The organism is Brenneria sp. hezel4-2-4, from assembly GCF_013155275.1.
GTDB lineage: Bacteria > Pseudomonadota > Gammaproteobacteria > Enterobacterales > Enterobacteriaceae > Brenneria.
On record NZ_JABJXS010000001.1, the window covers coordinates 81,127 to 101,462 of the forward strand.

The 20,336-nt window shown below is 54.2% G+C and carries 16 protein-coding genes; 12 read left to right on the plus strand and 4 right to left on the minus strand.

Annotated elements, in window-relative coordinates:
* Window positions 1-12: 12 nt before the first annotated feature.
* From HOY33_RS00345 to HOY33_RS00360, 4 genes are all read right to left on the minus strand, one after another.
* A complete protein-coding gene (locus tag HOY33_RS00345) occupies window positions 13-2,469 on the minus strand; it encodes a putative virulence factor (protein ID WP_172287598.1) in 2,457 nt (818 codons plus the stop codon).
* Window positions 2,466-5,453, minus strand: a complete 2,988-nt coding sequence (locus HOY33_RS00350) for a virulence factor SrfB (protein WP_172287599.1) — start codon at window positions 5,451-5,453, stop codon at window positions 2,466-2,468. Before HOY33_RS00350 ends, HOY33_RS00345 begins: the two co-directional genes overlap by 4 nt.
* Entirely contained in the window at window positions 5,453-6,847 is a 1,395-nt protein-coding gene (locus HOY33_RS00355) for an SrfA family protein (protein WP_172287601.1), read from the minus strand. The genes HOY33_RS00350 and HOY33_RS00355 overlap by 1 nt, the downstream gene beginning before the upstream one ends.
* Window positions 6,848-7,089: 242 nt before the next feature.
* On the minus strand, window positions 7,090-7,359 hold the full coding sequence (locus tag HOY33_RS00360; protein ID WP_172287603.1) for a DUF3811 domain-containing protein: 270 nt from the start codon (window positions 7,357-7,359) through the stop codon (window positions 7,090-7,092).
* Window positions 7,360-7,613: 254 nt separating this feature from the next.
* On the opposite strand from HOY33_RS00360, the gene HOY33_RS00365 reads away from it, so the two are divergent.
* The 12 genes from HOY33_RS00365 (at window position 7,614) to HOY33_RS00420 (ending at window position 20,303) form a co-directional block, all read left to right on the plus strand.
* Window positions 7,614-8,726 (plus strand): 5-methyltetrahydropteroyltriglutamate--homocysteine S-methyltransferase, encoded by a 1,113-nt coding sequence (locus tag HOY33_RS00365; protein WP_172287604.1) that lies wholly within the window; start codon window positions 7,614-7,616, stop codon window positions 8,724-8,726.
* An 85-nt stretch (window positions 8,727-8,811) separates the two neighbouring features.
* Window positions 8,812-9,849: an HNH endonuclease gene (locus HOY33_RS00370; protein WP_172287606.1), complete on the plus strand. Its 1,038-nt coding sequence runs from the start codon at window positions 8,812-8,814 to the stop codon at window positions 9,847-9,849.
* Between the two features lie 555 nt (window positions 9,850-10,404).
* Window positions 10,405-11,919: an amidase gene (locus tag HOY33_RS00375; RefSeq protein WP_172287608.1), complete on the plus strand. Its 1,515-nt coding sequence runs from the start codon at window positions 10,405-10,407 to the stop codon at window positions 11,917-11,919.
* 199 nt (window positions 11,920-12,118) lie between these two features.
* A complete protein-coding gene (locus HOY33_RS00380) occupies window positions 12,119-13,111 on the plus strand; it encodes an ABC transporter substrate-binding protein (protein ID WP_172287609.1) in 993 nt (330 codons plus the stop codon).
* Window positions 13,108-14,124, plus strand: coding sequence for an iron ABC transporter permease (locus HOY33_RS00385; protein WP_172287611.1), 1,017 nt, complete (start codon window positions 13,108-13,110; stop codon window positions 14,122-14,124). The genes HOY33_RS00380 and HOY33_RS00385 overlap by 4 nt, the downstream gene beginning before the upstream one ends.
* Window positions 14,121-14,939, plus strand: a complete 819-nt coding sequence (locus HOY33_RS00390) for an ABC transporter ATP-binding protein (RefSeq protein WP_172287612.1) — start codon at window positions 14,121-14,123, stop codon at window positions 14,937-14,939. Before HOY33_RS00385 ends, HOY33_RS00390 begins: the two co-directional genes overlap by 4 nt.
* 113 nt (window positions 14,940-15,052) lie before the next feature.
* Complete coding sequence (locus HOY33_RS00395; RefSeq protein WP_216660356.1) at window positions 15,053-15,964, plus strand: transporter; 912 nt, start codon at window positions 15,053-15,055, stop codon at window positions 15,962-15,964.
* Window positions 15,965-16,212: 248 nt separating this feature from the next.
* On the plus strand, window positions 16,213-16,896 hold the full coding sequence (nthB, locus tag HOY33_RS00400) for a nitrile hydratase subunit beta (RefSeq protein ID WP_172287614.1): 684 nt from the start codon (window positions 16,213-16,215) through the stop codon (window positions 16,894-16,896).
* A 12-nt stretch (window positions 16,897-16,908) separates the two neighbouring features.
* Window positions 16,909-17,520, plus strand: a complete 612-nt coding sequence (gene nthA, locus HOY33_RS00405) for a nitrile hydratase subunit alpha (protein WP_172287616.1) — start codon at window positions 16,909-16,911, stop codon at window positions 17,518-17,520.
* 16 nt (window positions 17,521-17,536) lie between these two features.
* The gene (locus HOY33_RS00410) at window positions 17,537-17,926 is read left to right on the plus strand and encodes a nitrile hydratase accessory protein (RefSeq protein WP_172287617.1); all 390 of its coding nucleotides are present in this window, start codon (window positions 17,537-17,539) and stop codon (window positions 17,924-17,926) included.
* Window positions 17,927-18,266: 340 nt separating this feature from the next.
* Entirely contained in the window at window positions 18,267-19,208 is a 942-nt protein-coding gene (locus tag HOY33_RS00415) for a helix-turn-helix domain-containing protein (RefSeq protein WP_172287619.1), read from the plus strand.
* A gap of 282 nt (window positions 19,209-19,490) precedes the next feature.
* Entirely contained in the window at window positions 19,491-20,303 is an 813-nt protein-coding gene (locus tag HOY33_RS00420) for a mannosyl-3-phosphoglycerate phosphatase-related protein (protein ID WP_172287620.1), read from the plus strand.
* Window positions 20,304-20,336 lie beyond the last annotated feature (33 nt).

Genomic DNA, 20,336 nt, shown 5'->3' on the forward strand with positions numbered 1-20,336 from the left:
GGATGGAGAATATTACTTTTCGGCGGGCTTTATCACATTCAATATGGCGCCCAATTGCTCGCGTTGTTCGGCGCTGACCTCACGTCCGGCAGCATACCCGGCATTTTGAACGATCATTTCATTAAGACCGACCAGCCAGTCGTAGATATAAAACGCCGTGTTGTTGGTAGGGGTCGGCGCCAGCCTGGTCAGCCGTTGCGATGCGCCCCAATTCACCGCCTGTTTTACCGGTTTGGCGAAAATTTTATGGCCTCGATTTATACGGCTGGCAGGACGCAGCGCTTCATCCATCTGCTGAAATCCCAGCCAGGCGACAAAGTCGCCCAGCACGGTGAGAACGCGTGATACCTGGCGATCCGCTTTACTTTCACGATGTACGCCCAACTGTTCCGTATCCGCCAGCATGCTGACCAACGTGTCTTCGATATTCAGCCGGATGCTGGCAGTGATAAGCTCTTCCGCCAGCAGTTCAATGGTCGCTTTAGCCACCCCCAGCAGTTCTACCAGCGGGGCGTTTTCCGGCAGGCTGCGCAGATGGTTGATCCAATAGCGGTAAACGAGGTGGGCGTATTCCGCTTCATAGCCATGATCGCGCGTCTGGAGCGGAGAGGCGGGTTGATCGACGTCGATAGGATCGTCGGCAAACAGATCGATGTCGATCCCGATGCCGAACGGCTCGGAACCGGTTAACGATGCGCCGGGTTCGTCGCTTTCCTGATGGTGGTGATAGCCGGGCTGAACCTGCTGTTTCAGGTAGAGGCGGCGCAATTCGTCGCGTGACGGCAATAAGCGCTCCAGCAATTCGCCATGTACGCCGGTGCGGGTTTGCAAGGCTTTAAGCAAGGTTTCGGCGATACGCTGCTTTTGGGCCGGATCGTCCGTACCCGCTGGCTGATACCAGTTGCCCAACAGGTTATCTCCCAGCTCACGCTGAATTTCGCTGAGTTGTTCGCTGATGCGCCCGAGTTTCACTTCGCGGTGAACTTCCGTACCCAGCCAGGCCGCCATCCGGCTTACGCCCCGTTTATCCATTGCCAGCATGGTGCCCCACGCATCGCCCGGGTTCCCGACATAGCGCTGAACCGCGGCGTCATGATTTTGCCCGTGGGTAATGCGTCGATCAAAGCGGGTTACGGCCCAGATCAATCCCGGTTTGCGACGACTGCGAACCTGCGTATTTTCGCCCTGAGTTTGTTTAACCCAGTAATCCAACGCCTTGCCGACGATTTTTACATCAGCGCGCTTGCCCGCGGCAGTGCAGACCATCAGCACATTCATTTCCTGATTATCGGTATAGCGTTCAAGCAGATAGGCGCGCTTGGCCCGCAGAAGCGTATGCGCCAATGGATGAATATCCATTTCGGTTTGTTGTGGGTCAGCCGAGTCGGGCGTATCACCGAAACCGGGAAAATCCAGTATATCGACCTGTTCAAACAGCGCTTCACGGGTAGGGGAATGCAAAGGGATCAATAATTCCGCCGCCAGCATCGTCAGTTCGGCCTGCGATAACTCCGCGGCTTTTCCCGCCCGTCCGTTCAATACCGGACGTACCGAAATACCGGTATCATTGACGGTGTTAAGGTGCGCCAACGTCGCCCCGTTAATAATTCCGTTCACGGGGCGCTGGGACTCATCCACTAACACTCGGATCGGAGCCAGTACCTTATGCGCGCCGGAAAGATGTTGCAGCGTGTGGGCGAAATGACGATAGGCCGCGGTCAGCGCCTGATGATCGCCCCACAATAGCGAGAACAATTGCGCGCGATCGTCAACGCTGAGGTAAGGCGCCAGATCGACGGCCACCGGCCAAAAATGCGTTTCCAGTTGCTTTTGCCGCTTAGCGTCATGGCGGGCCAGATAGTCCCAGAATGCGACCACTTCATCGGCGCTCATTCCTGCAACCGGTTCTGGCTGACGGTGCATCAGCAGCGTTTTCAGATGTTCGCCGATGTACTGCTCATCCAGCTCCTCGAACGCTTTTTCCTGATTGAAATCGTGCAGAAAGGCGTTGGCGATAATCTTGCCGATATCCGCTTCGCTGAGCAGCAGTAACTGAACAGGGAAGGACTTATTTTTTACGCCGGCCTGACGGCTAAAACGGGTAACCAACGCGGCGGATTGGTTTTCAGGGTTAATATGAGTAAGAAAATCAAGCTGTTGATCTTCAAGCGAGGTTTCCAGTTTACCATTCTCACCGCCGGCCAGGGCGGAGATCAGATAAGATTTTCCGGCCTGCGATAGACCAAAGAAACCAATGGCGATCTCTTTTAGCGATACGTCCGACAGGTGATTGGCTTTATTGCGGTGGCGGCGCAATTTAACCATCAGCCTGTCGGCTTCCATATCCAGCCGCGGCGCATTCTGCCGCGTGGTTTCAATCCAATCGATCGCCCGATCAACACCTTGCGCTACGGCCTGTAGCTGGCTATTGAGTCGGCTTGACAGTTGTTTGGGCGTTAATGGTTTCATTTTCTAAATACGCTCCCACTATCGATCCAATAATGGGTTGCTCCTGAGCCGTTAACGGCTAATGTGTTCAATTTCAGCCGTAAATGTTGGGGGGGAACGCGAGTGCCATCGTCCAGAACGGCGTCGGCGATTTCAAAGCGTTCCGGACTGTGCCGATCGTCGCCGTTGGTCACGGCCAACTTGACGCGCAACACGCTATCGCCAACCACTTTTCTCGCCAGATCCTGATCGACAATCGACAGAATATACAGGGACGATGCGGGCCAGCGTTCATTGTCCAACTGACGGAAACCGAGGCAGAGCGATCCGCGCACCTGGAAGCTGTCGTTAGGATCGAGCGCAAAATCAGGATCGTCCAGATCGATCTCGCCGTAGTAGACATTGTCGGTGGTCAGCGCGTTATTGCTATCCATCATGCCCAGATAGCGCACGGTGGAATAGGGCTGGAAATCACCGACTTTAAAATAGAAGCCGGGCAAGCGCAGGTCGAGCGCCAGTAGACAGAGCATGGCGCCGACCGCCGCGGTGGATTTCGGATTATCAATACGGCCGCGTTTATTAAACGGATACCAGTCGTTGGTATGATAGCCGTCCAGCGACAGCATGCGGTTAATCGGCAGCGGCTGTAAATGCCGGAATAAGGCCTGGATACCGGGGAAACGGGAAGGGCGGCCGGTAAGCAACAATACATCGCAGGAGTAGAGCGAGACCACCTCGGACATTAAGCGCAGGTTTTGGGTGATATTCATGCGGTTGGATAGAAATTCCCCATGCAGCTTGCTTAATCTGAGAATAAGCGGCACCTGCAAAATATCAAACGAACTGTCGCCGGCCGGCAGTTCGCGCTGAACTTCGGTATTGATGTATTCCAACACTTTCTGCGTCGGTTGCTGTTCCAGCAGTTCGCCAAAGGCGGACTCTATTTCAGCGTTGACGTCCAGCGGATCGAAACGCTCATAGGCTTCCAGAATCGACCGGCCGATAGGAATGAAAATCTGTAACGTGACCTGCTGACGCAACGTGAGTTGCCCGTCTATGCGACCGTCGTTGCCGAACAGCCTGGCCATCAACTCGTCGGGGCTGGCTATGCCGGCCGTTTTCAACGCCGCCTGTAACGCCGGTAAAACATAAAGCTGGATGACATCCAGCAGAATATCGTCGCCCGCAACCTTAAATCCTTCGCGGAACAGCAACCGTGGGATGATTTTGACATTACTGCCGATGCCGTCATCCAGTAAATATTGCGTGATAGCCAAATCCGTCGTACCGCCGCCGATATCAATAGACGCAATGCGTAATGTTTTACCGGCCGGCTCATCTGCGGACAACTCTTTATCCGGGCGCGCCATACTGGCAAAAAAATCTTCGGCGCGACCGCCGAAATTAACCTGCGCTTCGTTATACAGATACACCATTTGTCCACAGGTCGCTTCATCCCACTCGATCTGTACATTCGGCACCGGAACACGGCTTTTCTGCTTATCTTCAGGCGTCGTGAAATCGTCATCCAACGGATGCCAGCCCATCGATTTCCATACCAGGGCAATCGCTTCATTCATCCGGCGCCGAAAAATTTCCCGCTCGGGTTTCGGCATCGCCGAGGGCAGGGTAAGAATGATGTTACGCAACTGACGCGGCGCCGTGGCGTGGATCATTTTCAGGCGCTGAGCCGCGCTGTTCATCTGCATCAAAGCCTGCAACAGCAGTTCGGACAGCATAAACGTCATCACTGAACTGCGGCTATAGTGTGGGGAAAAAACCGGCAAACGCGTCTCGAACGGCAGATCGTACAGCGGCTGACCTTCATCATTAAGCAAGATGGTCAGCGGCATGGCCGTCGCCAGAGGCTCGTTGAGGGTATCCGCTTCGGGCTGACTGAAACGCCAGCCCGGCGCATAACTCTCTTCATCCCACAGATAACGGCGCGGGCTGGAGATACCGGTCGATCCTTCCGCGCCCTGGCGTAACAGCGCCATGCGGCTGGCTTCACGGCCGACGCGGGTAATTGACGGCCAGATAAACGCATCATCGCGGCCGCTTTCAACGGAGAAGTTTTGCTTACCGAATTTAGCCTGGGCGAATTCAACCCGGCTTTCAAACAGCTCGTTATACAGGTAGTGCGGCGCGCTCAGGTCGCGCAGTTGCAATTCGTATGTCTGCTTTAATCCGTTGCTTTCATCGGCGTGGTCTTCAACTAAAATACCGCAGGTGTGCGAGTTGCCCACGTCCAGAATCAGATCGACGTTAACCGCCGGTTCCTGAAGCGTACTGGCGTTAATGCGTATTTCCGGCACGGATAGCTGATTGCCCAGCATATCCAGCAAATTCATGTAATGCGCCTGATACTCAAATCCCCTGAGCGCTATTTTAATCTCTCTTTCATTACGATTTTCCAGTCTACTCACCTGCTGAGTAAAGACTTCGCGCAGCCAGCCATCGACCCAGGTCAGATCAAGAAACTCGCCCAATTCATCACTGTGATAGGCCAGAGCAAAACTGCCTCCGGTTTTGATGTCGTTGACATTGGGCGCCAGGGATTCATATTCATGTCCCTCGGGATAAACTTTGGTATCAAAAGCCAGGCAAATCCGATGGGTGTTACCGTCCTGATCCGGCGTATCCAGCGCTAAAACCTGCACCCGCGCCCAGTTATCCGGCCCGCCCATAAAGGTGCGCGGCGGATTAAAACGGAAAAAGGGCAGCGGCAGCCAGATTTTTTCCAGTAGCTTCAACGATTGCGTAAGCGGAATGCTCAGCTCCGGCTTCACCACTTCAGGCGGCGCGCCCGCCGGCGACGGGAGTAAGTATTTATCCGTCTGCTGGTTATAGATCAGGCGCAGCAGCGGCCCGTTGGCGCTTTTGCGCACATAGGTATTCGGCAAGTCAGCGGCCGGTTCCGGTTTTAGGGCGAAATCCAGAAATTGAATGCCGCTGTCCTGAATAAGCGTAATTCTCTGTTTATAATCGGTGATCGTCGCCAACATTATGATTTACTCTCGCGCTTTATCGTCATAGGGAAGACCGCATCAGCGTTATAGCGACCGATACACTCTGCAACGCCCGCCGAACCTTGTTTACATACCAGTTCGGGCATCTGGAATCTGGTATTATCGCTGCACCGCGCCCGATATCGGCTGTTGATCACCAGATTGCCCGATCTCATCAATCCGGCCTCAATGTCCGCCCGGCAAGTGACGCCATCGCCATGCGTGATCCTTGCCGTACCCTTGCCGTTCTTAATCTGATATCTCAGGCTTGGCGGGCGACCGGTCACGGTCAGCGGGGTTTTGGCGTCAACGGAAACCCGCCAGTTTCCGTTAAGGAAGTTGACCGATCCAATCCTTACCGCATCCGCCGGCATGACCAGTACGTCTTTGCTTACGGCGACAGCTGGAGCAGGGGGCTCCTGCGTGATTACCGGCTCCGGAACCGTCTCTTGTTCCGCTATGGGATCTTTCGGTTCGGTATCCGCCGGCGGCGTGGCGACGATGGGTTCAACCGGCGTCGGCGGCGCTTCAACAGGTTCAGTCACCGCGGCTTCCACAGGATTAGCGGTTTCGCTATCGGTAGGCGCTTCAGGTTCAGGAGCGGCTTCACGCGCCGATGAAGGTAAGACGCGTTTTTCGGGTGTTGCCACTGCCGCGATCGGTATCGACTCGGCCGTGGCCTGGTGATCGGAGACGCAACCGCGGATCTGTAGAAACAGGATCGCTAATAAAGCGGCGGCGGGGAATAACCACCACAGGCGCAGCCACTGATTGGGGGAAGATACCGCGACTTCGGGTTGTGGAATAGGGGGTTGCGGCTTGACTACCGGCTCAGACGGCGCGATCGGCGCAGCGGCAGGGGGCTCAACATTGACCGGCGCTGGCGCGAGAATAGGCTCCGCGTCTTTTAGCGCCAGACGTAAACAATCCAGCGCATCCGCCCGGGATTTTTTATCGAGATTGACAAAGCCCCAGAAGGTCAATACCGGTTTGCCATCCACCAGATAAACATGGTTCGAACCGGGGAACTGAATGGCTTTCGCCAGTAACACCCCAAAAAGCTTTTGACCGGGTTTTTCTGCGTTTTGCGCCTGTTGGCTGATCTCAGCGACGGCCGACTGATAGGTTTCCAACAGCTTTAACGCTACGGCGCGTTCCCCTTCACTGGCGGCAATCCAGGATGTTACCTTGCCTTCAATCGGCGAGTACCAGTCAATGCGATCGCCAGCTTCGTTAGGTTGGGGGATGGCCAGACAATCCGCAATCTGTTGTTGTTTCCTGAGACGTAATGTTTCCCGTAACTGAAGCGCTGATGCATAAACTGGCTGTCCATTTTCGCCCAGAGCCAGAAAATCATCCAAACTCCCGCTACGTAAAAATAATTTTGCCACGCAAAAGAGACCTTTTGTAATAGATGCCTAAGGCAGAAAATAGAGTGTAATCTGCGACAGGGTATACTTTAGTGCTAATGATGGCGAATCAAACGCTTAAAGAAGGGGCAAAACTAACAAATATTTAAGGCATAGACCGCGTGTTTTCCGTCACACGCCCATAAAACCATTAATACGCTGTTGACTCAGGCGCGGAGATACCGTCGCCTGAGTCGATTATTTCCACTAAACCGCCGGATGCTCTAACGGCGCGGCCCGCGTAAATTGGTGCTGGACGACCATTCATAGGTGGCGGCGATATCAGGTTTAAATTTGTTCTTTTTTTTCTCGGCGCGGGCTTGTCTGGCGATAGCTTCCCGTTCTTTCATCAGCTTATCGATGTAATCGTCTTTGATATGATTACTTTCAGAATTAGTCAGCGGACGGCCGTGTTTTTTTCTTTCCTGATCGAGCAGCGTTTTCAGTTGACGTTGTTCACTTTCCGTCATGTCTTTTTGCGTCAGTCTTGGCATAGGTATCGGCCTGATTGAGGGCTGGAAGTTTCATTGTAGAGGAAAACCGCGCCGCGCTCAGGAAAATCATAACGGCTGATAAACAATTGGCTTCTAAGTGGCTTTAAATTAAGGCAAACTGACCATCGGGGTTTGGCGGGAAATTCCTTACAGGCCTCTAACAAACATCGCTATTTCTTATGAAACAATGGTCGTGTAGTCCCCATTGTTTGTTCGCTTAAATTTATAAATCATATTCGGATCAACATTCAGCTATGCAAGATATCGCTTTCCGCGCCGACGTCGTCGGCAGTTTTCTCCGTCCGGCAGTGCTCAAGCAGGCACGTGCCGATTTTCAGGCCGGCAAGATCTCTGAAGACGAGCTTCGCCGTGTCGAAGACGAGGCCATCATCGATCTGGTCGCCAAGCAGAAAGCCGCTGGCCTTAAAGCGGTCACCGACGGCGAGTTCCGCCGCACCATGTGGCACTCGGACTTTTTCTGGGGCTTCGACGGCATTGAGCGCAAGTCGTCGGACTACCGCGTAAAGTTCAATGAAGTCACCACGAAATTTGATACCTCGCGCATTGTCGGCAAGATACGCTTCAGCCGCCATCCGTTTATCGAGCACTTCAAATTCCTGAAATCCATTGCCGGCGACGATGTCATTGCGCGCCAGACCATTCCTTCGCCATCGCAGTGCTATTGGGAATTCTTCCGTCCTGACAACTTGCAGGAAACGCTTCAGCAATATCCAGACCTGACCGAACTACAGCAAGATATTATCCAGGCTTACCGCGATGTGGTTCGGGCCTTTTATGATGCCGGCTGTCGTCATTTACAGTTTGACGACTGTACATGGGGTTTCCTGGTCGATCCTAAGAAATTCAATGAAATGAAAGGACTGGATGTCGATTTTGAGACAGTCGCCCAGCTTTACCTGGACATCAACAACCAGGTTCTCGCCGACAAGCCGGCCGATATGGTGATCAACACGCACATCTGTCGGGGAAATTACTCGTCAGACTGGTGGACCTCCGGCGGCTACGAGCCGGTCGCGCCATATGTACTCAACAAAGAAAATGTCGATGCATTCTATCTGGAGTACGACACCGATCGGGCCGGCGGTTTCCAACCGTTGGAAAAAGTGGGCGAGGGTAAAACCGTGGTTCTGGGGCTGGTAACCTCAAAGTCGCCGGTACTTGAAGATAAAGAACAACTCAAAGCACGTATCCGCGAAGCGTCAAAATTCGTTCCGCTTAAACACCTGTGCTTAAGCCCGCAATGTGGTTTCGCCTCCAACGAAGAAGGCAATATGCTGACTGAAGAAGATCAGTGGGCCAAAATCCGACTTATCGTCGAGGTTGCCAATGAGGTCTGGGGTGAATAAGACCGTACGGGAATACTGAGCCAAGAGAGATAGAGGCGGGCGGGAAACCTGTCTCTATTTTCATCTGCGTTAACAGGACAATACGATGAGTTTAAGTAAAAAAGGATATCCAAACGGTCCCTTGATTAGAGCTATATGGGACTGCTGTGATGAGTTGTATGAGCGTTTAGGAAGAGTGCCTGCAAGACAGGAATTATTACGGGAGATGAATCAGTGGGAACCGGAAAGAGCCGGTCGAAGCACATACGGCAGACAGAGGATTGAATGGAAGTTACACCATGGTTTCAATAGCACCGATAAAGCAGAGGGATATCTCCACGTAATACCCGATGAATATTTAGAACCCCAATTGCGTCGAGTTGTTTATGCCGTTAGCCTCTTGGGCAAAGTATCCATTCCACAGGTCATCGAATGGCTTGATTCGAGCAATGCTCCGCTGAAACTAAACGAGATTCGATCACAGTTCCAAGCGCTGACGGTCAATGACAATCAGCGTGCACGCTACCGCGCATCACGCACCAGTATGCTTACCGATCAGGGACATTATATGGACAAGCTCTACCGCAGCGGAAAAGGTAGGGCAACCCGCTATGTTCTCTATGACCCGCACAAGCATGGTGTCTGGGATATTGCTGATGACGGAAAAACCCCCATAGAAATCATAAAAGGTATTTCCCTGGAACGGCTTCGAGGTGAGCGGGAATTATCTGACTCCCCCCCGGAATCGAAACTGGAGGATATGCGAGTAAGAGTTCTCAGGGAGATAGTTGATCGGGAAGGCCAGCCAATTTTCCGGAAACGATTACTGGACGCTTATGCCGGGGCATGTGCAATAACCGAATGCACTATTACTGAATTATTGGAAGCTGCTCACATCATTCCCTATTCCGGAGCCCATCATTGTAAGGCCATGCATGGGATACTTCTCAGAGCTGATATACATACGCTTTTTGACAAAGGGCTGCTTTGGATTGGTGAGGATTTTACGGTTTATCTCGTGCCAGAGTTACTGAACAGCGAGTATGGTCATATGCATGGGAAAGTACTGAGACTACCAGAAGAACGAACTGCTCATCCGCTGAAAGAACATCTAGCCAGCCATCGGAAAGTCTTTGGGAGATAAGCCAGACATTCATAATTGTAAGTCTGGCTGAGGATTGCTCTCCATCCATGCTGGCCGAACGGGTTGCTACTATGCGGAAGGCCGTCAGAAATGATCCCAACGAGAGGGAAGTCTGAAAAATTCTAATGTATTGATTTATCAGAGCGTGGATGTGGCTTATTAATTATTAACCGTGATAGGTTATTTAACATAATATACATTATGCGAACCAAGATAAGGATGGGCGGAAACTGGCGTTCCCGGTGCTGTCATTGTGTTGATACGCTGAATCAAACACCACTTCCTCAGTGCCATCATCATGCCGGATAATCTGGTCTTTCAATTACGTCAGTCATTCTCCCCGAAACTTTATAAACCATACACACCGCAAAACCCCATTTAAATCAAACATCGAGACATCCGCGGCTAAATGACCTTTTCAGCAAAACGTCTGTCCGTGTGAGGCAAGCACGTTGCGGATTCCCCCTACATAGTATCAATAGATTATCAGCCCGGTTTTGGCACTGATACCAACGTTTTCACCTATCTGCCAAGCGACAATAATGAGGAAATGCCATGGCTATTGAACGCCCTAGTCTTGAAGAACTGCAACAGATCGCCGGCCGATTGCACATTCAGCTTTCACCGGAGCTGGCCAGTGAATATCTGGCGCTGATGCAAGCGAATTTCGACGCCTATGACCTGATTGACGAACTGCCTGATGATATCCCCGAGGTGCGTTATCCACGCGACGCAGGTTATCGGCCCAAGGAAACGGAAAATCCTTATAACGCCTGGTACTACAAAACCGAAGTGAAAGGCGCCGACGGCGGCAAGCTGGCTGGCCGTACCATCGCGCTCAAGGATAACGTTGCGCTGGCCGGCGTACCGATGATGAATGGCACATCGACGCTGGAAGGATTCGTACCGTCCTATGACGCCACCGTCGTCACCCGACTGCTGGATGCCGGCGCCACTATCCTCGGCAAGGCTACCTGCGAGCACTTTTGTCTTTCTGGCGGCAGCCATACCTCCGATCCGGGGCCCGTACACAACCCCAACCGTCACGGCTACTCCTCCGGCGGTTCTTCATCCGGAAGCGCCGCACTGGTTGCCGCCGGTGAGGTTGATATGGCTATCGGCTGCGATCAGGGCGGCTCCATTCGCATCCCCTCGTCGTTTTGCGGCACCTACGGTATGAAACCGACCCACGGTTTAGTGCCTTACACGGGCATTATGCCTATTGAGGCCACCGTGGATCATGCCGGTCCGATCACCGGCAATGTGCGCGATAATGCCTTGATGCTTGAAGTTATCGCCGGTGCCGATGGGCTCGATCCCCGTCAGTACGCGCCGTCGGTTCAGAACTACAGCGAATTTTTAGGACGCGGCGTCGATGGCCTGAAGATCGGTATTGTGACGGAGGGGTTCCAGTTGGCCAATCTGGATCCGCGCGTCGCCGCCAAAGTCCGCGAGGCCATTGCTCGCCTTGAGTTTCTGGGCGCGACGGTGGGTGAAATATCGCTGCCCGAACACAGTCTGGCCGGCGCGCTCTGGACCCCGATCGGATGCGAAGGACTGACCGCGCAGATGATGCACGGCAATGGCATGGGATTTAACTGGGCCGGTCAGTATGATGTGGCGCTGCTGGATAAACAGGCGCAATGGCGCGCCAACGCCGATGCCCTTTCCGCTTCGCTCAAAATCTGTATGTTCGTTGGTCAGTATGGTCTGGATCGCTACCACGGGCGCTACTACGCCAAAGCCCAGAACATCGCGCGCCGGGCTCGTGCCGGCTATGACCGCGCGCTGGCAAGTTATGACCTGCTGGTCATGCCAACAGTTCCGATCGTCGCCCAACCGCTGCCGGAACCCGGCTGTTCGGTGACCGACTATATCGCCCGTGCGTTTGAAATGATCGGCAATACGGCGGCGCAGGACATTACCGGTCACCCTGCCATGTCCCTTCCCTGCGGCCTGGTTGATGGCCTACCCGTGGGGATGATGCTGGTTGGCCGTCATTATGCCGAAGGCACCATCTATCAGGCGGCGGCGGCGTTCGAAACGGAAGGCGACTGGCGCACGTTCTAAAATCCGCCACGGCAAGGCCGACAGGTCTTGCCGTGGCTTGAAACGTTTTATCGAATGGCCGCATCCGTAAGTTACTGTGTTTTATGGAGATAATATGTCGCAATATGCACCGCTTTTTTCAGCTTTCCGGTCATGCCCTCTCGCCCTCCGCGCTCTGTATCCCCGCAAGATTCGTCCCCTAAGTCGTTGGCCCCTGCTGATGCTCTTGGCGGGTTCCGGGTTTTCTTCTTTTACCTACGCCGCCGCCACTCACTACCCGCTGACTGTCGAAAACTGCGGTCACACGCTTACTTTCCAGCGCGCGCCGACGAAGGCGGTAACCATCGGTCAGACCGGCAGCGAGATGTTGTATGCGCTGGGTCTGGGCGACAAACTGGTGGGAACCTCGCTCTGGTTTAATGACATTTTGCCGCAATACAAAGCGCAAAACGATAAGGTCCCGCGACTTGCCGACAACGCCCCGGGTTTCGAGACCGTGATTGAAAAACGTCCGGAATTGGTGGCGGTGCAATTTGAATGGATGGTCGGCCCGCAAGGCGCAGTGGGTACTCGTCAGCAATTTCATGAATTACATATCCCCACCTACCTTATGCCCGCCGACTGCGAAGGTAAAAACAATTTGATTGGCGCCGACGGCACACGTCTGGAAACGTTCAATATTGAAAGCATCTATAAAAGCATCCGCCAGTTGGCGGCGATTTTCGATGTTCAGGCGCGCGGCACGCAGCTTATTGATGAACTCCAGGCCAGCCTGTCCGAAACCAAAGCGATGTTGCAGCATAAAGATTTAAGCAATATCAGCGCGTTATTCTGGTTCTCCAGTTCGGATCTGAACAGCGATCCTTTTGTCGCCGGGCGCAAAGGTATCCCCGATTTCATGCTCAATACGCTGGGCGTACGCAATATTGTTCAGTCCGACGAAGAGTGGCCGACGGTAGGCTGGGAGACCATCGCCAAAGCCAACCCCACTTTTCTGATCGTTGCGCGCATGGATCGGCGTCGTTTCCCTGCCGATGATTACCGCAAGAAACTGGCGTTTCTTCAGCATGATCCGGTCACCCGTAATATGGACGCGGTCAAGAATAACCGCATCATTATCCTTGACGCCGAAGCCATGCACGCCAGCCTGAGAATGTTCAACGGCCTGGAGACGCTCGCATCATCCATCGTCAATGCAGATATGCCGGAATGACAGGGAAACTGATCGCGAGTCTGCTGGCCTGCCTGTTACTGCCGATGGCGATACTGGCGGGTATCGCCATCGGTGAGACATCGATTAACCCTGCGGTGGTTATGCAGGTGCTCGCCAATAAGCTGTGGTCGGCCGGCTATATACTGGATCCGATAGACGAAGGCATTGTCTGGAACTATCGGCTGACGCGCGCGCTGGTCGCCGGCTCCTGTGGCGCAGGTCTGGCTACCTGCGGCGTCATTCTGCAATCCCTGCTGCGCAACCCGCTGGCTGATCCCTACTTGCTCGGCATCTCCGCCGGCGCCTCGACCGGCGCGGTTTTGGTTGCATTATTTGGTTTGGGGGCCGGCTACCTTTCTCTCTCCGGGGGCGCGTTTATCGGCGCCATCGCCGCCTTTTCTCTGGTAACGCTACTGGCCAGAGCTGGCGGAACCGCCGCACCCACAACGCAGATTATCCTGGCGGGCATTGCCGGTTCGCAACTGTTCAATGCGCTCACCGCATTTTTAATCACCAAGTCCGCCAGTTCCGAACAGGCGCGCGGCATTATGTTTTGGCTGCTGGGTAGCCTCAGCGGAGTACGCTGGCCATCCGTGTGGCTCGCGGTTCCCGCATCATTGGCAGGGCTGCTCGTCTGCCTGTGGCACCGCAGAGCGCTTGACGCATTCACCTTCGGCGTCGATTCGGCGGCGGGGCTGGGCATCTCGGTACGACGGATACAACTGCTGCTGATCGGTTGCGCCGCGTTGGTGACCGCCGTCATGGTTTCCATCGTCGGCTCTATCGGTTTTGTCGGACTGGTGATCCCTCATGCGGTTCGCCTGCTGGCGGGAACCCGGCACGCTCGGTTGCTGCCGCTCAGCGCGCTAAGCGGCACGCTGTTCTTGATCGCCGCCGATATCCTCTCCCGCACGTTAATTAAAGGCCAGGTAATACCCGTCGGGGTCATCACGGCCCTGGTCGGCGCCCCGGTATTCGCTCTGATCCTGATGGGCAGAAGGAAAACAAGATGATCGCCGCAAAACCGCTAACAGAACACATTGTACTGCGTTGCTCAAATCTGGGTTTCAAAGCCGGTAATACCCTGCTGCTGCAAGATGTCGAACTGGCCGTACGCCGTGGAGAAACCCTCGGCATCGTCGGCCCCAATGGCTCAGGCAAATCAACCCTACTCAAACTGCTCGGCGGTTTGCGTATTCCCAGCGCCGGAACCCTCTGGCTTGATGAGAAAAAAATGCAACACTGGCCTCGCCGGCATATTGCCCGCGAGCTTGCTATGGTCGAACAACAGGCCGATACCGATGACGCTATCAGCGTATTCGATGTCGTCGCGTTGGGGCGTACGCCGTGGCTGTCGGCATTACATCCCTGGTCGCAGGACGAGGATGCCATCGTCTGGCAGGCTCTGCGCGACGTCGGCGCCGCTCATCTCGGCAACAGGCGTTGGAACAGCCTTTCAGGCGGCGAACGCCAACGCGTGCATATTGCCCGAGCTCTGGCGCAGCGTCCGCAAATTCTCCTGCTGGATGAGCCTGGCAACCATCTGGATATCCAGCATCAATTGGATATTTTGCAACTGGTTCATGACCTGCCCGTGACCACCTTGATTGCCTTGCACGATCTCAACCAGGCGCTTGTATGCGATCGGCTGGCCGTGCTGGATCGTGGTCGGCTGGTCGCTCTGGGACCGCCGCTTGAGGTTTTGACGCCACAATGTTTGCTCAATACATTCGGCGTCCGCGTCCATTATCTGACCGACCCGTTCGACGGCGCGGTTTTACTGCGGTTTAAGCAAAATGATGGCGGCGGGTTGTCCCTATCGCAATAGTGAATGTCCCATACAGCAAAGCGTAATAAGACAAATCTCCCTATTTTGATTTCACGGCACCTGGTGCCTTTACCGTAAGTACGCGATTAAGAACAATCACTGGGGAGTTTACGATGAATCATCTGGATAATAAGCAATTGTCTTCGAGCGGCGCCGGGTCCAAGCTGGCGGCGCTCGGCCTATTGATGGCGGCGCTGGCACCGCTAAGCGCCCAGGCGATTGATGTTGATGCCGCCGACTTTGTGCCGGCGCCGGCGGGCACCACCGCCGGTCTGCTCTACTTGCAACACGCCGAGCGCGATCGCTTTTATGCCCAGGGACGTGAAACCTTGCGGGATCCGCGGCTGGTTTCCAATGTCGGCATCGCCAGGCTGATTCACTACACTGACGTGGGCGGGCTAACCGTCGCGCCGCAAATACTGGTGCCTTTCGGTCGCCTGGCGGCCAGCCGCGACACCAGCGCCCTGGGCGATACTCGCGGTGTGGGCGACGTCATCGTGACGGCCCCGACCTGGCTGGTCAACGATCCCCAGTCGCGTACCTACTTCGCTCTGGCGCCTTACCTGTATTTGCCGGTCGGAAGCTATGACAAAAACCGGTCGCTAAATATGGGCGAGAACCGCTGGAAGTTCAACCTACAGGCCGGGCTGGTGAAAGGCTTTACCGATAACTGGTTTATCGACATAACCGCCGATGCCATGTTCCACGGCAAGAACGACGACTATGGCGCATCCGGCGCCACGCTCAAACAGGATCCGCTCTATCAGGGGCAAGCCTATCTGCGTTATCAGTTCACGCCTACGGCGAATGCCTTCGTCGGGCTGTCCCAGAACTGGGGAGGCAAGACCAGGGTAAATGGCGTAACCAATGATGATGCCGCCGAACAACGTAAATTCAGCGTCGGCGGCAGCTACTTCGTTACCCCTAAAACCCAACTGCTGGTCGCCGCGGGGCGCGATATCAAAGTGGAGAATGGCTTCAAGGAAGACGCCCGCATCAACTTCAGAGTGATGCAGGTATTTTAAGCCGGATTAAGGTGATTGCAGGAAAATGCGGCGTATCCGGAACGGATCTCCCTTGTTATCGTCGGCGCCTGTCCTTGTCAGCCTATCCGATGTCCGGTACAGCAAAGCAGGCGGCAGGCAATCACCTTATCTTTCCTTTATCGCGGTTTTCGATGCCTTTTCTTGCGGGAATACGCCCGCTTCTGGCTGGCCGTTACCGGGGCGGTCGCCAGCAAAAATCCGAATCCCGATGTTATCGAGGGGGTTACATGAACGGAGTACACGACATTGGCGGTATGGACGGCATGGGGCCGGTGGGACCGACCAAGTGGGAGCCGGTCTATCATGCGCCGTGGGAAAAGGCGGCCTATGCGCTGTTTCCTTTTGCGGCGCGCGCAGGGATGTTCGGACTCGATGAGTTCCGCTGCCATCTTGAGAAACTGCATCCGCTCCACTACCTGACGGCGTTCTACTATGAACACTGGGTCGATGCAACCGAACAAATCGGAGAGAAAAAAGGCTACTGGACTCAGGATGAGCTCGACAAGCGTACCGAATACTATCTGCAATATCCTGAGGTTCCGCTGCCCCCCAATAACGATCCCGAACTGGTTCAATTCGCCGAATGGGCGGTACGCAATGGCTTTTCGACCGCGCGGCAACTGGATACCGAACCTAAATTCAAGATTGGCGATCGGGTGACGGTCGACGCCAGCGTACCGAAACTCCACACGCGGCGAGCAGGCTATGTGCGTGGACGCACGGGCGAAATCATCATGTGTCACGGCGCGCACGTTTATCCGGATACGACCGGTAACGGCCTGCCTGAAACATCGGAACACCTTTACACGCTCCGCTTTACCAACGAGGAACTGTATGGCGCCGAAGCGGCCGAGCCGAACGGCGCCGTTTGCACCGACGCCTGGGAACCCTACCTTACTTTGGCCAAATAAGGAATTGCCGTTATGACACGAGTTAGCCTTGCTTACACCCCGAAAACCGAGGAGGAGATCGCCGCCCGCGTTAAGGCGATTGAATCCATCCTGATAGAAAAGGGTCTGATGTCCGAGGCCGGGGTCAATAAGTTCGCCGAGCTTTATGAAAACGAGGTCGGGCCGCATCTGGGCGCCAAGGTGGTAGCCAGAGCCTGGACCGATCCTGCGTTCAAGCAACGTCTGCTGGCGGATGCGACCAAAGCCTGTCAGGAATTGGGCATCGGCGGTCTACAGGGCGAACATATGATTGCCCTGGAATGCACCGATACGGTACATCACGTTATCGTCTGCACCCTTTGCTCCTGCTATCCCTGGCCGGTGCTCGGCATGCCGCCGAACTGGTATAAATCGATGCCCTATCGTTCGCGGATCGTTCGGGAGCCGCGTAAAGTCCTGAGCGAGGATTTTCATTTTGAACTTCCCCTTTCGACCGAAATACGGGTGTGGGATTCCAATTCAGAGATCCGCTATTGGGTGTTGCCTAAACGTCCGGCGAATACCGAAGGCATGAGCGAAGAGCAACTCGCCGCGCTGGTGAACCGCGATGCGCTGATCGGCACCGGACAGGTAACGGCCGCCTAACCCTATCGGAGAACCTATGACCACTCTCATCAGCAAGGATAATAACGAACTGGCAGCGGTGTTAAATCGCCGCGAAGGACAGGCGCCATTCAACAAACCCTGGGAATTGCGGGTCTTTGCCATCGCCGTGGCGGCCTGTGAGGCCGGCGAGTTCGAATGGGCCGAGTTTCAGGAAGCCCTGACGGAAGTAATAAAACAGTGGGAGGCCGCGAATCCCGGCTTTACCCAGGACGACTGGAGCTATTACGAGCATTTCGTCATCGCCCTGGAAGTGGTGCTGGCCAGCCATGGCAAGCTGTCGGAAGACGGCTTGGATCAGCGTGCGCAGGTGATCCTTGAGACGCCGGTACATAAACACCATGTGGCGAAATACGATCCCATCATGATCGATCCGGCACGCATCTGATTGCCCGACCGGTTGTAAAAACGTTCGCGTATGGAACGGGGCCTTGCCCTGTTCCATACGATGACCGCCGTTGAATCACCGCTATTTTCCCGCCATTTTTCATTTCTGAGTCTGTCCCGACATCGCATCGATCCCAGTGAATTTACCTGATTGCCCTCTTCCGGCGGAAACCATTGCACTACAAAAGAGCGCCTGCGCCAAATTGAATCAGATAAGTTTACTTATCCTATTGATTTTTATTAATAAAATATTGGAATGGTTTTTGCTTATATTCATCGTCAGGAGGATCAGGCTGTTTCAGTTGGATTTTTCCGGAGTCACTGCACGATGAGGGTTATTTATGTCTATCACTTATTCAACGGCCCATATCTCTGAAAAGCAGAGGTTTGAATATTGGAAAGAGGTTGTTTGCAGCCACTGTCTTTTAGCCAAAAGCGAACCGTTGGGAAGCCGGAGCTTTGATGCTTCCATGCAGTTTCATTCCGCACACCCGATGGCTATCAGTACACTATCCGCGCCCGCGCATCAGTGGAAGCGTTCGGCAGAAGCGATACGTAAAGGTCCTGATGACGATCTCTGGTTAGCATTAATCCAGCACGGTCAGGCCTGGATAGAACAGAATGGCCGACAGGCCGTGCTGTCGCCGGGTTCGATGGTGATTTATGACTCGGCAAGAGAGTTCGATTTCAGGATAGACTCCCAGGCGCTTCATCTGTTAAGGATCCCGCGCCATTTGCTGGCTGCCCGTTTTCCCAAAGCAGAACATCTTACCGCGATAACCCTGGACGCCTCGCGCCCCGGGATCGTTCCGTTACGTGAAATGTTGTTGCAAGCGCGCAGCGAATCCGTGGCCAGCGTTAATCCCAACACCGCCTCGCGGTTCTTTACGATGATGCTGGATATGTTGGCGTTCAGCCTTGAGATCGACGCGAGTCAAGAGCATTTGTCCGGTTCGCGTAATCTTTATGAAAAAGTGATGCGCTTCATCCGTAATCACTTGCAGGATGAGACGTTATCGCTGGAAAGCATAGCCAAGGCACATTATGTTTCCTCCCGCACCCTTACCCGCGCGTTTGCCATTCACCAGAAAACCCCGATGTCCGCGGTATGGCATGAGCGCCTGTTGGCCAGCCGCTGCGCGTTGGAGGAAGGCCGGGTTCACAGCGTTTCACAAGCCGCGCTGGAGTACGGATTCAAAGATTTCTCTCACTTCAGTCGCGCATTTCGCCGTACTTTCGGCCAATCGCCGAATACGCTGCTGATGCATACTTCATTCAAATAAAGGCTCAGGGGCCAGCTATCTCAGCCTGCATAACTTGACCGTGCAGGTCGTTTGGCCCTGACTTATACTCGTCATACTTCAGTTGCATGTGCGTTGGCTGCTCTCACTCACCGCGGCCATTAGGTAATTTGCCTAACCGGCGATTTATGCATAGAGTTAAAGTTAGTGATGTAATTCACATTTCATTTTCAGCCTGGCAAATCAGTTATAGACAGCAACTCAACGCAGCGTTGTACACCCATCGTTATTGTCCATCTATCCCCGATAATTTATGGAGAACCAATGTCAGAATTGAGTTCCAATCTGATGATTTTCAGCGATCTTGATGGTTCGCTGCTTGATCATGATACCTACGGTTGGGAGCCTGCGCGTCCGTGGCTGGAACGACTGGCGCAGCTTGCGATCCCGGTGATCATCACCACCAGTAAAACGGCGGCGGAAGTCGAGCAACTGCGAGAGGCTCTCGGCCTCGCCCGTTTTCCTTATATCGCCGAAAATGGCGCCCTGATTGCACTGCCGGCCGACTGGCGCTCGCACCCGAGTTATCCGCGTAAGATTTTTGATGCGGACTACCCTTTCATTTGCGCTCAGCTTAATCAACTGCGGGAAAAGCATGCCTTTCGCTTTAAAGGCTTTGCCGATATGGATTGCGCCGAGGTTGCCGCGTTAACCGGATTGTCGGCGCGGGATGCTGAACTCGCTCGCCGCCGCGAAGCCTCTGAACCTATTCAGTGGCTTGACGATAGCGATGCGCTGCTGCGTTTTCGTCAGCGACTGACCGATTGCGGATTATCACTGACCCAGGGCGGACGCTTTTATCACGTGATGGGCATTGGCGTCAGTAAGGGGATCGCCGCCAACTGGATAAAAAAACAGTACCCCTATAAAGGCGAACATCATGTCACGACCATTGGTCTTGGCGACGGGCCGAACGATGTCTCTTTACTGACGGCAATGGATAATGCGGTCGTGATTAAAGGTAAAGGAAATCAACTTGTCGACTTACCCGATAACTATGCCGGCCGCTTATATCGCACCCGGTCTATGGGGCCTGCCGGCTGGAGCGAGGGCCTCGACCACTTTCTTGGTGATTAACTTTTATATTAAATATTAATTAAATAAATAATA